10 protein-coding genes and 1 tRNA gene are annotated in these 17175 nt (G+C 43.0%); 10 read left to right on the top strand and 1 reads right to left on the bottom strand.

Translation table 11 applies throughout. The features are described from left to right. Positions 1-306: 306 nt before the first annotated feature. From J5X94_RS05565 to J5X94_RS05520, 10 genes are all read left to right on the top strand, one after another. A tRNA-Trp gene (locus J5X94_RS05565) sits at positions 307-382 on the top strand. Between the two features lie 51 nt (positions 383-433). Beyond that, complete coding sequence (gene secE, locus J5X94_RS05560) at positions 434-922, top strand: preprotein translocase subunit SecE (protein WP_194619557.1); 489 nt, start codon at positions 434-436, stop codon at positions 920-922. Positions 923-979: 57 nt separating this feature from the next. After that, the gene (nusG, locus tag J5X94_RS05555; protein WP_010201718.1) at positions 980-1510 is read left to right on the top strand and encodes a transcription termination/antitermination protein NusG; all 531 of its coding nucleotides are present in this window, start codon (positions 980-982) and stop codon (positions 1508-1510) included. An 89-nt stretch (positions 1511-1599) separates the two neighbouring features. Next, the gene (rplK, locus tag J5X94_RS05550) at positions 1600-2031 is read left to right on the top strand and encodes a 50S ribosomal protein L11 (protein WP_010201717.1); all 432 of its coding nucleotides are present in this window, start codon (positions 1600-1602) and stop codon (positions 2029-2031) included. Next, the gene (rplA, locus tag J5X94_RS05545; RefSeq protein WP_010201716.1) at positions 2032-2733 is read left to right on the top strand and encodes a 50S ribosomal protein L1; all 702 of its coding nucleotides are present in this window, start codon (positions 2032-2034) and stop codon (positions 2731-2733) included. It begins immediately after the preceding gene. 432 nt (positions 2734-3165) lie between these two features. Continuing rightward, entirely contained in the window at positions 3166-3693 is a 528-nt protein-coding gene (gene rplJ, locus J5X94_RS05540) for a 50S ribosomal protein L10 (protein WP_010201715.1), read from the top strand. 126 nt (positions 3694-3819) lie between these two features. Next, entirely contained in the window at positions 3820-4191 is a 372-nt protein-coding gene (rplL, locus tag J5X94_RS05535; protein WP_010201714.1) for a 50S ribosomal protein L7/L12, read from the top strand. Between the two features lie 830 nt (positions 4192-5021). Next, positions 5022-9140 (top strand): DNA-directed RNA polymerase subunit beta, encoded by a 4119-nt coding sequence (gene rpoB / locus J5X94_RS05530; protein ID WP_189585786.1) that lies wholly within the window; start codon positions 5022-5024, stop codon positions 9138-9140. 185 nt (positions 9141-9325) lie between these two features. Then, positions 9326-13546, top strand: a complete 4221-nt coding sequence (gene rpoC, locus J5X94_RS05525) for a DNA-directed RNA polymerase subunit beta' (RefSeq protein WP_210540519.1) — start codon at positions 9326-9328, stop codon at positions 13544-13546. A gap of 212 nt (positions 13547-13758) precedes the next feature. Beyond that, positions 13759-14286, top strand: a complete 528-nt coding sequence (locus tag J5X94_RS05520; protein WP_189585783.1) for a DUF6586 family protein — start codon at positions 13759-13761, stop codon at positions 14284-14286. 127 nt (positions 14287-14413) lie between these two features. On the opposite strand, the gene J5X94_RS05515 is transcribed toward J5X94_RS05520, so the two are convergent. Further along, a complete protein-coding gene (locus J5X94_RS05515; protein ID WP_210540518.1) occupies positions 14414-17086 on the bottom strand; it encodes a penicillin-binding protein 1A in 2673 nt (890 codons plus the stop codon). Positions 17087-17175: the final 89 nt, after the last annotated feature.

Raw genomic sequence — 17175 nt, 5'->3', positions numbered from 1 at the left:
TGTCAGAGTAATCTGATAGTCGTTAAGCAGTTCGTGAAAAGCCGCTCTCTTTATTGAGGGTGGCTTTTTTTTGGGTGGCAGAATGTTGTTTTAGAATTCTTAGAGAGATTTAAATTGAATGCCATATCTGCTATGTCTCCTATTGTAATATAGCGCTTGTCTTGTTATATTAACGCTGCTTCTTACGAAGCATTTTTTATGAAAAGAGCGTTTGTTGATTAGAGAAATTAGCTAAAATATACAATTTTAACGCTAAAGGCTTGCATTCTATGCTCAATATTGTATAATGCTGTCCTTTACACCCATAGGCGATTGGCTCAATTGGTAGAGCATCGGTCTCCAAAACCGAGGGTTGTAGGTTCGAGTCCTACATCGCCTGCCATCTTCTTATCACATCTTTGTTACACCTCACCATCTCCGAAGCGAGTTCTTTATGAGCAATAATCAAGATAACCTCGAGAATAAGTTATCTGATGCCAAGGCGGGTGCTGGTGGAATGCTGTCTAAAGGTCAGCACATCTCAGCAGGCAATCAAACGACGGCTGTTGAAGTGGCTAAAACTGGCTCAATGAAAGATGTGATTCTGTGGCTACTTGCCGCAGCAGTTTTAATTGGGGCGACGTTAGTTAATCAATATTTACCTGGCTATTGGCAGCCTGCCAATGATGTCTGGGTACGTATTGGTATTATCGTTGCCCTTATTGTATTTGCTTTAGTCTGTTTAGCATTAACGCATCAGGGTCGCGCTTTTAAAATATTGTTAAAAGATGCTGCCGTTGAATTACGCCGCGTGACATGGCCAGGCAAAGACGAGACTTTTCAGTATACTTGGCAAGTTCTTGTGATGATTGCCATTGTTGGGTTTCTAGTTTGGTTATTAGATAACTTTTTCAACTGGTTCGTTGGCCTCTTTATTGGTTAATAGCACGTATTAGTGCATATTAACCCAAAATTTACTTATAATGATCAGGAGCGTGACATGCGTTGGTATATTGTCCAAGCGTTTTCAGGATATGAAAAGCAAGTACAGCGTTCATTAACTGATCGTATTAATCGTAGTGACTTCGCTGAATCATTCGGTGACGTATTGGTTCCTACTGAAGAAGTCGTCGAAATGAAAGACGGCAAAAAGCGTAAAAGCGAGCGTAAATTCTTTCCAGGCTATGTATTGATTCAGATGGAAATGAATGACAATACTTGGCACATCGTCAAAGATTGTCCACGTATTATGGGTTTCATCGGTGGTACACCTGAAACACCAGCGCCAATCACCCAAGTAGAAGCAGATCGTATTTTAAACCGTTTGAATCAGACTGAAACTGACCCACGTCCTAAGACTCTATTTGAGCCGGGCGAAGAGTTGTTGGTTATCGATGGTCCATTTACTGACTTTAAAGGGTTGGTTGAAAAAGTGGATTATGAAAAGTCTAAACTACATTTAACGGTAAACGTATTTAATCGACCGACTCAGGTCGAGCTTGAGTTTAGTAAAGTTGAGAAGCTAGACTAAACCCGTAAAAATTCATCAACCGGGGAGCTGTTAGTCAATAAGGTTTATACCACGTTGATTTGGCGCTATTACCCATTTAGGAGAGTATCATGGCTAAGAAGATTGATGGTTACATCAAACTGCAAGTGCCTGCAGGCAAAGCAAATCCTTCACCACCGATTGGTCCAGCATTGGGTCAAAAAGGCGTGAACATCATGGCATTCTGTAAAGAATTTAACGCTGCAACCTCAAACCAAGAGCCGGGTCTACCGATTCCTACTGAGATCACTGTATATAGCGATAAGTCTTTTACCTTTATCATGAAGTCACCACCAGCTGCGTACTTACTACGTAAGGCTGCTGGTATCGCTAAAGGTTCTGGTACGCCAAACACCGCTAAAGTCGGTAAAGTTGACCGTGCACAATTAGAAGATATCGTTAAGACTAAAGATGCAGATTTGACTGCTGCTGATCTTGATGCTGCTGTTCGTACCATCGCTGGTACTGCACGTTCAATGGGTATTACCGTGGAGGGTGTGTAAATGAGTAAACTTACTAAGCGTCAAAAGTTAATCGCTGAGCGTGTAGAAAACGAAAAGTTATACACGATTGAAGAAGCGGTTCAAATCTTAAACGATTTGCCAGCACTAAAATTCAAAGAGTCTATCGACATTGCAGTAAACTTGGGCGTTGACCCACGTAAATCTGATCAAGTCGTTCGTGGCGCTACCAACCTACCTGCTGGTACTGGTAAAACCAAACGCGTTGCTGTATTTGCTCAAGGTGCTGCTGCTGAAGCCGCCAAAGAAGCTGGTGCTGACATCGTTGGTTTCGAAGACCTAGCAGAACAAATCAAAGCTGGCAACATGGACTTTGATATCGTTATTGCTGCTCCTGATGCAATGCGTGTTGTTGGTCAGTTAGGTACTATCCTAGGTCCACGTGGCTTAATGCCTAACCCAAAAGTTGGTACAGTAACGCCAAACGTTGCTGAAGCTGTGAAAAATGCTAAAGCTGGTCAAGCACAGTATCGTGTAGACAAAGCGGGTATCATTCATACTACTATTGGTCAAGTTGGTTTCACTGCTGAGCAAGTTATTCAAAATGCTGAAGCATTAATCACAGATCTAAAACGTGCTAAACCTGCTACGTCTAAAGGTACTTTCATTAAGAAAATCACCTTGTCTAGCACTATGGGTCCAGGCATCACTATTGATGCTGTTCCTTACCGCACTGCTAAATAATTAAGTATTCACTCTTCAAATATTTTGAATAATGCGTACAAAAAAATTCTAAAAAATTAGGTCAGCGTAGCATATGCTACGCTGTCTAAGACCGTAGGTAGAGAGTGGTTTAGTGTCATAGATAGCAATTTTCGAATGGTTAAATATGATAACAAGCTGCTTTTTTTAATCGACCACAGATGAAAATCTTAGTTGTCCTACGCAGACGGTGATCCACCCAGTTGTTGATAAGAGCCGATAGTTCAATCTATCACTTGATGTCATTCTGATAACGGTGCCGTAATCAGTCGTTACGAGTAGGTTTTATTTTTATAGAATTTATGAATAACGTGTCGTATCAAGTCAGTCTAATTTAGTTGTTTAATAATTGAAAATTTCGGTTTTTAAGTATTGAAGTACTGAGCAGACTGATAAGATTAAAGGAGTCAACTTATGGCATTAACGCTAGAGCAAAAACAACAAGTTGTGGCTGAAGTGTCTGAAGTTGCTGCTAATGCTTACTCAGCAGTAGCTGCCGAATATCACGGTATTGGTGTTGCAAAGCTTACTAAGCTGCGCGAACAAGCCCGTGAGAAAGGCGTGATTTTGAAAGTGGTAAAAAATACCCTAGCAAAACGCGCTTTTGAAGGCACTAAGTTTGAGAGCATGTCAGACCGTATGACTGGTCCACTACTTTTGGCTTTCTCTATGGAAGATTTGGGATCTGCCGCTCGAGTCGTTTTCGACTTTAGCAAAGATAACAAAGCTTTAGAGACCAAATTGGTATCAGTCGGTGGTGTTGTTTATGGTCCAGAAGAGCTAGAGCGCGTATCGAAGCTACCAACTCGCGACGAAGCAATCTCTATCTTGATGGCTACTATGAATGCACCAGTGACCAAGCTTGTCCAGACTATGAACGCTGTTCCTGGCAAGTTCGTTCGCACTGTAGCGGCAATCAAAGACGCAAAAGAAGCTGCTTAATTGCTTGTTTTAACGTAACTTTGACATCGCTGATTGTACTTTATTGCCAACACTATTTGAACATTTGGCAAACAATCAAAGCGATATTAAAATCAATTAAATTTTATCAGATAACGGAGAGTTCTCATGGCACTATCTAAAGATGATGTGTTAAACGCAATCGCTGAAATGTCAGTAATGGATATCGTTGAGTTAATCAGCGACATGGAAGAAAAATTCGGCGTAACAGCTGCTGTTGCTGCTGCACCTGCTGCTGCTGGCCCTGCTGCTGCTGCTGCTGAAGAAAAAGACGAGTTTGACGTAGTTCTTGCCAGCTTTGGCGAGAAGAAAGTTGGCGTAATTAAAGCCGTACGTGAAGCTACTGGTCTTGGCTTGAAAGAAGCGAAAGATTTGGTTGAAAGCGCTCCAGCTCCAATCAAAGAAGGCGTTAACAAAGCTGAAGCTGAAGAGTTGAAAAAGAAACTTGAAGAAGCTGGTGCAACTGTTGAACTAAAATAAGCTGAGCTTATCTTAGTGTTGTACAAAAAAAGCTGGTAATGCCTTGCATTGCCAGCTTTTTTTTATTATAATTCGTAGCTTGACCTTTTGTGTCTGCCAACATACGTATGCAACAACACGGTGGATACCCATCAAAAGGACAGACGATAGCTATGCAAATAAACACAGTGCAAGCACACATACCAGTTTTTGAAATCAGTTAATATCAGCTAAACGTCCATAGATGTTTGGCATTTTTTTGTGTCTGCATGCTTTCCCATTAACACTATAGTTTATACTGATTCTAAAAGTTATAGTTACCCCAATTATTATTAATTCTGAAAAGCTGTTAATCTTAGGTTATCCATTTAGCATGGTTTTACTGTCAGTAGGTAGGCTCGTAGACGGTATATATCAGCGACGACATTGGTTTTGACGGTAAGTAGATTAGGATAACCCTAATAGAAGTTGTTTCTTCTCAAGAGTATTGGTAAGTATTAACCTATAAATCAATTTATTATAGATTGACTTATATTGAAACTGTCGATCTAAACCATCATATAGAGTGGCTTAGATACCGATGATAAGACTAGATTGATTTGTAAGATTAAATGCAGTTGCAACATTAAATGCAGTTGTAACATTAAATAATAGTGTCATAGTGGCGCACTGATGAAGCACATACCAATGTATCACCTGTACGAATGGATAAACAGTCACTAGCTGAGTATTAACACCCGTTTTATATTATCGTTTACGTTGCCAAGTTTGCATAATATTAATATCAAATAGTATTGATGCATGCTGGCCACGCTTTCAATTTGTTTCCACGTTTACTGTAAGGACTCTCGATGGCATATTCTTATACTGAAAAAAAGCGTATTCGCAAAAGTTTTGCTGAATTGCCCACTGTGATGGACATTCCCTATTTACTGTCTATTCAAGTAGATTCCTACGAGCAATTTTTGCAAGAGCATAAAAAGCCAAAAGCTCGTGAGAATAGTGGCCTGCAAGCTGCGTATTCCTCTATTTTCCCAATTGAGAGTCACTCTGGTAATGCTGAGTTACAATTCGTTGAATATTATTTGGGCGATCCTGAGTTTGATGAGCGTGAGTGTATCTTACGTGGCTCAACGTTTGCAGCACCAATGCGTGTCAAGATCCGCTTAATTATCAAAGATAAAGACAGCAAAGACAAAGACAGTAAAGCGGCAATCAAAGATATCCGTGAGCAAAGTGTCTATATGGGTGAAATCCCATTGATGACCCAAAACGGTACCTTTATTATCAATGGTACTGAGCGTGTTATCGTATCGCAATTACATCGCTCACCTGGCGTGTTCTTTGATCATGATAAAGGCAAATCACATTCAAGTGGTAAAGTGCTTTATAACGCACGTATCATCCCTTACCGTGGTTCATGGCTTGATTTTGAATTTGATGCAAAAGACTTAGTCTTTGCTCGTATTGACCGTCGTCGTAAATTACTGGCATCTATTATCCTTCGTGCCCTAGGCTTGAGCACTGCTGAAATCTTAGATCTTTTCTTTGATAAAGTAGCGGTTTATAAAGGTGAAGAGCAGTTTGAGATTGATCTGGTTGCAGATCGTCTGCGCGGCGAGATGGCTCAGTTCGATATCGTATCACCTGAAGGTGACGTTATCGTAGAGCAGGGCAAACGTATCAATGCCCGTCGTATCCGTCAGCTTGAAGAAGCGGGTATGACTAAAATCTCTATCCCTGATGAATACTTATATGAGCGTATTTTGGCCGAAGACATCGTCGTCAACGATGAAGTCATCGCTAAAGCCAATACATTAATTGACCATGAATTATTGGTTAAATTAAGCGCATTTGAAGCCAGTGACTCTATCAAAGAGTTCAGCATTCTGTTCACCAATGATATCGATCAAGGCAGTTATATTGCCGATACGTTACGTGCTGACAGTACTTCAAGCCGTGAAGAAGCCTTGATTGAAATATATAAAGTCATGCGTCCAGGTGAGCCACCAACGGTCGAAACTGCTGAAAAACTATTTGATAGCATGTTCTTTAACGCTGATCGTTATGACCTATCAAATGTTGGTCGTATGAAATTCAACCGTCGTCTTGGTCTAGAATTTGATAACACGGATGATCCAGATATCCAGCGCGAACGTAGCGTATTGACCAATGCCGATATCGTTAACGTGCTAAAAGAGCTGATCGAAATTCGTAACGGTCGCGGCGAAGTCGATGATATTGACCATCTAGGTAACCGTCGTATTCGTTCGGTTGGTGAAATGGCAGAAAACCAATTCCGTGTTGGTCTAGTGCGTGTTGAGCGTGCGGTTAAAGAGCGTTTAAGCTCAGCGGAATCTGATAACTTGTCACCACAAGATTTGATTAACTCAAAGCCTGTTGCGGCTGCGGTTAAAGAGTTCTTTGGTTCAAGCCAGTTGTCACAGTTTATGGATCAGAACAACCCGTTGTCTGAAGTTACCCATAAGCGCCGTGTATCAGCATTAGGACCCGGTGGTCTGACTCGTGAACGTGCAGGCTTTGAAGTACGTGACGTACATGATACCCATTATGGCCGTGTATGCCCAATTGAGACTCCTGAAGGTCCAAACATTGGTCTTATCAACTCATTGGCAACATTTGCTAAAACCAACAGCTTTGGCTTCTTAGAAACGCCTTATCGCCGTGTGGTTGATGGTAAAGTCACAGATGTTATTGAATATCTATCCGCCATTGAAGAAGTAGGTACGGTCATTGCACAGGCTGATTCGCCAGTAACCGCAGAAGGCGCGTTATCTGATGAAATGGTCAGTGTGCGTAGCTATGGTGAATTCGTTCGCATGCCGCCAGAAAAAGTGACGCATATGGATGTGTCACCAAGTCAGGTCGTATCTGTCGCAGCAGGTTTGATTCCGTTCCTAGAGCATGATGATGCTAACCGTGCCTTGATGGGTTCGAACATGCAGCGTCAGGCTGTTCCTACGCTACGTGCTGATAAGCCGTTAGTAGGTACGGGTATGGAGCGTCACGTTGCTCGTGACTCTGGTGTTTGTGTCATCGCTAAGCGTGGTGGTGTGATCGAAGACGTTGATGCCTCACGTGTTGTGGTTCGTGTAAATGAAGATGAGATGATTGCTGGTGAAGCCGGTATTGATATCTATAACCTCGTTAAATATACGCGTTCTAACCAAAACACTTGTATCAACCAACGTATTATCGTGAACCAAGGCGACGCTATTGCTGTAGGTGATATCTTGGCTGATGGTCCGTCAACGGATCTTGGCGAGTTGGCATTGGGTCAGAACATCCGCATCGCATTTATGCCGTGGAATGGTTACAACTTCGAAGATTCAATCTTGTTATCTGAAAAAGTGGTTAAAGAAGATCGTTTCACCACTATTCATATTCAAGAATTGACCTGTGTGGCGCGTGATACCAAGCTAGGTACTGAAGAGATTACTGCTGATATTCCAAACGTTGGTGAAGCGGCGCTATCAAGCCTTGATGAAGCGGGTATCGTTTATATCGGTGCTGAAGTTGATGCTGGTGATATCTTAGTCGGTAAAGTGACGCCAAAAGGTGAAACACAACTGACGCCAGAAGAGAAACTCCTCCGGGCTATCTTTGGTGAAAAAGCCGCTGATGTTAAAGACACGTCTTTGCGTGTTCCAACATCAAGCAAAGGTACGGTTATTGACGTTCAAGTCTTTACCCGTGATGGCGTCGAAAAAGATGCGCGTGCAAGAGCGATTGAAAAATCACAGCTTGATAGCTACCGTAAAGATTTAAAAGAAGAGCTACGTATCTTTGAAGAAGCCGCTCGTGGTCGTATTGGTAATTTGCTTGATGGTCAAAAAGTCAGTGGTGGTTCAGGTCTAAAGGCCGGTACAGTGATGGCATTGGCTGATATGAAAGATATGAGCCTTGAGACTTTGCTTGATATTCAGCCAGTTGAAGAAGAAATCTCTGAGCGTCTAACGCAAATCGCTGATTACTTAGTTGATAAGCAAAAAGACATCGATGTGAAGTTTGCTGAGAAAAAACGCAAATTGACTGCCGGTGATGACTTGCAACATGGCGTACAAAAAATCGTTAAAGTATATCTAGCGGTTAAGCGTCGTATTCAGCCTGGTGATAAGATGGCTGGTCGTCATGGTAACAAAGGTGTTGTATCGCGTATTATGCCGGTTGAAGACATGCCTTATGACGAAAATGGTAATACCGTTGACATCGTACTGAACCCACTAGGTGTTCCATCTCGTATGAACATCGGTCAGGTGCTAGAGACGCATTTGGGTATGGCAGCAAAAGGTTTGGGCGAGAAAATTGATGGTATGCTCAAAGCACAAGCCGCGATCAAAGACTTACGTGATTTCTTAGACCAAATCTATAACAAAGTAGGCGGTGAACAAGTTGATCTAGATAGCTTGAGTGATGATGACATCATGGCGCTATCAGACAACTTGCGTGGCGGTGTACCGATGGGCACGGCAGTATTTGATGGTGCGCATGAGCATCAAGTCAAAGACTTGCTAGAGCTTGCTGGTCTAGCCAGAAACGGTCAGCAGACGTTATATGATGGTCGTACGGGTCAGAAGTTTGATCGTCAAGTAACCGTCGGCTACATGTATATGCTCAAGCTTAACCATTTGGTTGATGACAAAATGCATGCACGTTCAACCGGTTCTTATTCACTAGTGACGCAGCAGCCACTTGGTGGTAAAGCACAGTTTGGTGGTCAGCGCTTCGGTGAGATGGAAGTATGGGCACTAGAAGCTTACGGCGCGACTTACACGCTGCAAGAGATGTTGACAGTGAAATCGGATGATGTCGAAGGCCGTACCCGTATGTATAAAAACATCGTCGATGGTGAGCAATATATGGATCCAGGTATGCCTGAATCGTTTAACGTCTTGACCAAAGAAATCAAATCATTGGGTATTAACATTGAGTTAAAACAAACCCATTAAGAATGGCTGGCTGACTGAATTAAGATTATTACAGTCAGTTATTAACCTTAGTGGTTAGCTAAAAGCAGTATGCTAAATTGCTGCTGCTTTTAGCCATTTATCTCAACCCTATTCATTGCCTTCATTCATCTTATCCGCGTTAATAGTACGCTGTCAGATGATTATAAAGATAACGGAGAAGCAACTTGAAAGATTTACTCGATATCATGCAAAGCCCTACCGGCAACGGTAACCAAGAGTTTGATAGCATTCAAATTACTTTGGCCTCACCTGACGTGATCAAGTCATGGTCGCATGGTGAAGTGAAAAAGCCTGAAACCATTAACTATCGTACGTTTAAGCCTGAGCGTGATGGTCTTTTTTGTGCCAAAATTTTTGGCCCAGTAAAAGATTTTGAATGTCTATGTGGTAAGTACAAACGCCGTAAATTCCAAGGCGTTATCTGCGAAAAATGTGGCGTTGAAGTCACTACCGCCAAAGTCCGTCGCGATCGCATGGGTCATATTGACCTAGCCAGTCCTGTGGCGCACATTTGGTTCTTAAAATCATTACCAAGCCGCATCGGTCTCTTGCTAGACATGACGCTACGTGATATTGAGCGTGTTCTATATTTTGAAAGCTATATTGTCACAGAACCTGGCCTGACTTCTTTAGAGAAGTACCAATTGCTTGACGATGAAGATTACTACCGAGCGCTTGAAGAGTTTGGCGACGAATTCACTGCCAAGATGGGTGCAGAAGCGGTACAAGACCTATTAAAAGATATCGACTTAGACTTAGAAATCGATGAGCTGCGTGAAGCGATTCCGCAAACGGGTTCTGAAACTAAGCTCAAAAAGATGTCTAAGCGTCTTAAACTATTAGAAGCATTCCGTGATTCTAATAACAAACCTGAATGGATGGTGATGACCATCTTGCCAGTATTACCACCAGATTTACGTCCTCTAGTACCGCTAGAAGGTGGTCGTTTTGCGACTTCAGATTTGAATGATTTGTATCGCCGTGTTATCAACCGTAACAACCGTCTCAAGCGTCTGCTTGAGCTGAGCGCCCCTGATATCATCGTACGTAACGAAAAACGTATGTTGCAAGAGTCAGTCGATGCGTTGCTAGATAACGGTCGTCGCGGTCGTGCAATTACGGGTAGTAATAAGCGTCCATTGAAATCTTTGGCAGATATGATCAAAGGTAAGCAAGGTCGTTTCCGTCAAAACTTACTTGGTAAGCGTGTCGATTATTCTGGTCGTTCGGTAATCGTTGTAGGTCCAACACTACGCCTACATCAGTGTGGTCTACCGAAGAAAATGGCACTTGAGTTATTCAAGCCATTTACTTATAACAAACTGTTATCTCATGGTTTGGCGACTACAATTAAAGCTGCCAAAAAGATGGTTGAGCGTGAAGAACCGCAAGTGTGGGACATGCTGGCCATGGTTATCCGTGAGCATCCAGTACTTCTTAACCGTGCACCAACGCTTCACCGTTTGGGTCTACAAGCGTTCGAGCCAGTACTAATCGAAGGTAAAGCAATTCAATTGCATCCGCTCGTATGTACTGCATTCAACGCCGATTTTGATGGTGACCAAATGGCCGTTCACGTGCCATTGACGCTAGAAGCTCAGCTTGAGTCACGTGCTTTGATGATGTCGACCAACAACATCTTGTCACCTGCGAACGGTGATCCAATCATCGTACCGTCACAAGATGTGGTATTGGGTTTGTACTATATTAGCCGCTCATCAGTGAATGCTAAAGGCGAAGGCATGATCTTTGCCACCGTCAATGAAGCATTGCGCGCGATTGGCTCAAACGATTTGCATGTAAACGCGAAAATTAAAGTTCGTGTGACTGAAACGCATTTCGATGAAGAAGGCAACGAGACCAAAGAAATCAGTATCAAAGATACGGTTGCTGGTCGTTTACTTATCTGGAACATCATGCCTAAAGGTATGACGTTTGATGAATGTAACCAAGAAATGACGAAGAAAAACATCTCACGCTTGATCAACTCTTGCTATCGTAAAGTAGGCGTTAAAGACAGTGTTATGTTTGCTGACCAATTGATGTACCTAGGTTTTGCGCAAGCAACGCTATCTGGTGTATCTATCGGTTTAGATGACATGGTTATTCCACCGAGCAAAAAGCAAATTATCGAAGTTGCTGAAGGCGAAGTGCGCGAGATCGAAGATCAGTTTGAGCAAGGTTTTGTGACGGCTGGTGAGCGTTATAACAAAGTGGTCGACATCTGGTCACGTACCAATGACAAAGTCGCGAAAGCGATGATGGATAACTTGGCGACCGATAAAGTCATCAATGCGCAAGGTGAAGAAGAAGAGCAGAAGTCATTTAACTCTATCTTTATCATGTCAGATTCTGGTGCTCGTGGTAGTGCGGCACAGATTCGTCAGTTGGCTGGTATGCGTGGCCTGATGGCGAAACCAGATGGTTCAATCATTGAGACACCGATTAAAGCCAACTTCCGCGAAGGTTTGACGGTACTACAGTACTTTATCTCTACGCATGGGGCACGTAAAGGTCTAGCAGATACGGCATTGAAAACCGCTAACTCGGGTTATTTGACTCGTCGTTTGGTTGATGTTGCACAAGATTTGGTTATCACCAGTGATGACTGTGGTACCGAGCAAGGCTTGCTCATGAAACCACATATTCAAGGTGGTGAAATCATCGAGAAACTCGGTGAACTAGTACTTGGTCGTGTGACCGCGCGTGATGTCACTTACAATGATGACGCTGATAAGATATTGATTCCAGCGGGTACATTGATCGATGAGCATTGGGTCAATGTGCTTGATGAAAACGCGATCGATGATATCTGGGTACGTTCAGTTATTACTTGTAATGTTGAGCATGGCGTTTGTTCACAGTGTTATGGTCGTGACCTTGCACGTGGTCATAAAGTGAATATCGGTGAATCAGTCGGGGTTATGGCCGCTCAGTCTATCGGTGAGCCGGGTACTCAGTTAACCATGCGTACGTTCCACGTGGGCGGGGCTGCAAGCTCAGCCTCTGTGGACAATAGCATCTCTGTACGTAATGCTGGTCAAGCGCATTTCGAGAACATGAAAACGGTTCAACATACCGATGGTCACTTAGTCATCGTATCGCGTTCTGCTGAAATTGCATTGACTGATGAGCTTGGTCGTGAGCGTGAACGTTATAAAGTGCCTTACGGTTCAAGCGTACTTGTGAAAGATGAAGATCAGGTCGAAGGTGGTCAAACTATCGCTAAATGGGATCCGCACACGCATCCTATCATCACAGAATTTGCTGGTACAGCACGTTTCAGTGATATTACTGATGGTCTAACAGCTACCGTGAAGGTTGATGACGCGACTGGTATGAGCTCATTTGAGATTCTTGCTACTCGTGACCGTTCAAGCTCAGCAAAAGACTTACGTCCTGCTATTATCTTGAACACAGACGAAGGCAAAGAAGTGGTTTACTTCTTACCAGCTGAAACCATCATTCGTGTGAGCGATGGTGAAAAAGTTGCCGCAGGTTCGATCCTAGGCCGTGTACCACAAGCGTCTTCAGGTACCAAAGATATTACTGGTGGTCTACCACGTGTTGCTGATTTGTTTGAAGCACGTCGCCCGAAAGATCATGCCATCATGGCAGAAATGTCAGGTGTGGTGAGCTTCGGTAAAGAGACCAAAGGTAAAAACCGCTTTATTATCACCAATGAAGATGGTGAAGTACATGAAGAGCTGATCCCGAAATGGCGTCAAATTAACGTCTTTGAAAACGAGACAGTTGCTCGCGGTGAAGTGATCGCTGATGGTCCACAAAACCCACACGATATCTTGCGCCTAAAAGGTCAAACGGCACTTGCTGATTATATCGTTAATGAAGTACAGGACGTTTATCGTCTGCAGGGCGTAAAAATCAACGATAAGCACATCGAAGTTATTATTCGTCAGATGCTGCGCAAAGTTGAAATTACCGATGGCGGCGATTCAAGTCACTTCAAAGGTGATCAGGTAGAGTATGCAGACATCAAAGCATTGAATGCGAAGCTAGAAGCGGAAGATAAATTCCCAGTACAGTTTGAGCGTCAATTGTTAGGTATCACCAAAGCCAGCTTGGCAACGGAAAGCTTTATCTCAGCAGCGTCGTTCCAGGAAACGACTCGTGTGCTAACTGCTGCTGCCGTTACTGGTAAAGTCGATGAACTACGTGGTCTGAAAGAAAACGTGGTTGTTGGTCGCTTGATTCCAGCTGGTACTGGTCTTGCTTATCATAAAGCCCGTAAAGAGAAAGCGGATCAAAAGCTACAAGACAAAGATCTCAATGCAGCGTTTGATATGACTGCTAGCACTGATAGTAAAGACTTTGCTAGCTTTGATGAAGCTTTTGCACAAGAGCTGAACCAAGATAACTCATAGTATTAGACATCTTTGATTCATTGTTAACTTAATAAAAAAGCCAGCCTACGTTGCTGGCTTTTTTATGCGCTGGAAAAACAGATAAAAATGAATGATTGAAAGTACATACAATGAAAGACAATTCTCTTAGAAATCTGTTTCAAAAAATAGTAAACTGAAAAGTAGCTTATTTTTTATGAATACTGAACTCCCAATATAAGGATGATTAAAGCATGGCAGGTAAAACGCGCGTTGCTAAATATCAAGCAGATCGAACCAACCAAAAGCTGTATTTTTGTCGTCTATCTTGCCAAGCGGCTGGAAGTACCAACGATAAGCAGTTATATCAAGCACACTGTGAAACTGCTATTTTCCATTTGTATGGCAGTTTCTTAGCTTTTATCCAAGAGCTTGGTCATTTTTATAGCTTAAACATGACGGCGCCCACTTTGTCAGATATCGAGCAAGCACTAAGTGAACGTACTCAAGTGTCACCTGAAATTCAACGCTTGCAGCAGTTACAAGAACAAGGCTTTCTAGCCAATGTAGAGCGCGCTTATCAACGTTGCCTGTATGCGGTACTGCCAGATAATTCGGCGGCTGAAAATGCTAATATGGTTGAGATAGAGCCAAAAGATCTTATCGTTAACGTTGTCACTTTATCGAATCAGTGGTTGCCAGATGAGGCGACCATACGTGAGTGGCGGCAGCAGCTTTTAGAGCTGATTGAGCAGTTGCGTGCGGGCATGGTTGAGTTTTAGTAGGGTAGGACTTAACTGATTTTATAAGCAGATCTTTAAGATTATAGTTTCAAAATAAAAAAGGGCTGGTTCAGTGATTACTGAACCAGCCCTTTAATGCTAAATAGCCGTTACCCTCGTAAAGTATTTACTCTGGCATGGGTGGCATACGTTCGACAGGGGTGACCGTTAAAGGGTTTTGTGGCACGCTATCAGCGTTATTATTGCTTGGCTGTGACACGGGCGAACGCTCAGGTTCTGATGGCTTACGTTGCTGTGCTTTGGTCTTGACGGGTTTGGCTGACGTGCTAGTATCGGCATCATCATCTTCGCTGTCAACAATGCCATCATCTGTCATTTCTAGGATTTGTTGCATCTGTTTCTTAGATTTGGCACGGTTGTTAACAGACACCCATTGATTAGGCACATCTTTAAGCTGCGCTCTCATAAAGTCCATCCATACAGGCAGCGCCGCCACGCCACCATACTCACGGCGACCCATGGTTGATGGTTGATCAAAACCCATCCATACGACAGTAGTGTTAGTAGGATGAAACCCTGCAAACCATGCGTCTTTCGCATCGTTGGTTGTACCAGTTTTACCACCAATATCATTACGTCCCAACGCTTTTGCTCGTACAGCTGTACCACGCTGCACGACATCACGCAAGATATCAGCCATATCATAAGCCACTCTTGGCTTCAAAATACGCGGTGCTTGCATGGCAGTAATGTACTGCACGACAGGTGCTTTCAAACGATCTGAGGCTGGACTCCCATCATAAATATTTAAATCAAGCGCCTCGTTATCTTTTGCCGTATTGTCGCTATTTTCTGCATTGAGGTCAGCAGCTGATTTATTTTCTGTTGCTTTGTCTTTAGCGTTGGCTTTTTCCTCTTTTTTAGCAGCAAGCGCTGCATTCTCTTTTTCTATTTTTGCCTCATAATCTACGATAAGCTTTTTATTGAGATTTTCAAGTTGTTCGTTAAAGCATACAGCACAAGCTTGCTGCGGATTGGCTTGGAATAACAATTTGTTGTCGTAGTTGTAGATCTGTTCTATAAAGTAAGGTTGAACACGGTGACCACCATTGGCGAACGTAGAGTAAGCCGTTGCCATTTGTAATGGCGTTGCTTGCCCTGCGCCTAATGCCAACGATAAAGTCGTTGGTAGCTTTTCTTTATCAAGACCGAATTCGTCCAATAGATTGCGGGCATCAGAGATACCAATAGCCTGTAATAAGCGAATAGAGACTAAGTTACGTGATAAATACAAGCCACGACGTAAAGTGATATCACCTAAGAAACGTTGATCGGAATTTTTCGGTTTCCAGTCACCTACTTGAATCGGGCGATCCGAGACAATACTATCTGGGCGATAGCCTTTTTCTAATGCAGTGGTGTAGACCAGCGGCTTAATCGTTGAGCCTGGCTGACGCCACCCTTGCAAGGCACGGTTGAACTTACTGTGGTTAAAGTCAAAACCACCAACCAATGCATTAACCGCTCCAGTCTCAGGATTCAAGGAGACCAGACTTCCTTGTATTTTAGGAATTTGTCCCAACTGCCAATTACCATTCGCGGTCGGTATCAAACGAATGATATCGTTTTTATTAACAATTTGGCGAGCATTGTCAGGAAAGTAACCGATACGATTGGCAGAAATATACTTGCGTGCCCAGCTCATCCCAGACCAACCAACAGTTACATTCTCACCAGAGGGCATTGTCGCCTCAAAACTGCGAGCATTCACTTTGGTGACTTTGGCAGGAGTCATATTACTATAACGACGGAAATTTTCTAGCGGTTCATCATTTGCTTCAGCCCCGCGCCAACCATGACGATGTTCGTAAGCCACCAAACCTGTCAGTATCGCCGCTTCCGCATCTGTTTGTGCTTTGCTATCAACCGTAAGGCGTACCCGCCATCCACTATGCATCACTTGCTCACCATAGCGATCAACTAAGGTAGAGCGTGTCATTTCTGCCAAATAAGGCATATTAACGTCTAGCTTTTCTTGATATAAATTGATGGCTACTGGAGAATTTACCGCTTCGTCGTGTTGCGCTTTATTGATATAGCCCAGCTCAAGCATACGACCAATGATCCAGTTACGGCGAGTAAGGGCGCGGCTAGGGTTGGCAACAGGGTTGTATTTAGAAGGGGCTTTTGGGAGACCTGCTAACATTGCCATCTCAGCAATATTCAGGTTTTCTAACGATTTACTATAATATTTTTTGGCGGCGGCACGAATGCCATAAGCGCCTTCACCGAGGTAAATTTTATTGACATAGAGAGTCAAAATATCATTTTTACTGAGTTCGTCTTCAATCTTACGAGCCAAAAACAATTCCGTCAATTTACGGTTTAAGGTACGTTCTGGGCTTAAAAAGTAATTTTTGGCAACCTGCATGGTGATGGTAGAGCCACCAGTTTGGCTGTCATCGTCAGTCACTACTTCAGTCACCGCGCGACCAAGACCTTTAATACTAATACCACTATGCTGGAAAAAAGCCGCGTCTTCTGCCGCTAAAAAAGCATGCGTGAGATCTTCAGGAATGTCATCAAAAGTAACAGGTAGGGAGAGACGATTGCCATACTGACCGATTAATTTATCATCTCGGCTATAGATCTGTAATGGCATCTCTAAATTGGCAGTTTTGATTTCTTGGGTACTAGGCAAGGTGGGTGATAGGTACATCGCCATCCCATAGAAACCAATAGGCACAGCAAGCGCTAAGATAACGGCGAGCGCCAGACAGGCAATGAAAAGCCCCACCAAAAAGCGAATGAGACGAACGGTAGCATTTTTTTTAGCCATAATGAGACTTATCAATTAAAATTTGCAACAAATGAGGCATTATACCTTGAACAAAATAGGGAGGTCATAATAAATGTGTAAGTTGACCT

Source organism: Psychrobacter sp. K31L (assembly GCF_017942195.1).
In the GTDB taxonomy this organism is placed as follows: Bacteria; Pseudomonadota; Gammaproteobacteria; order Pseudomonadales; family Moraxellaceae; genus Psychrobacter; species Psychrobacter glaciei.
This window is presented reverse-complemented; position numbering and strand designations above follow the sequence as displayed.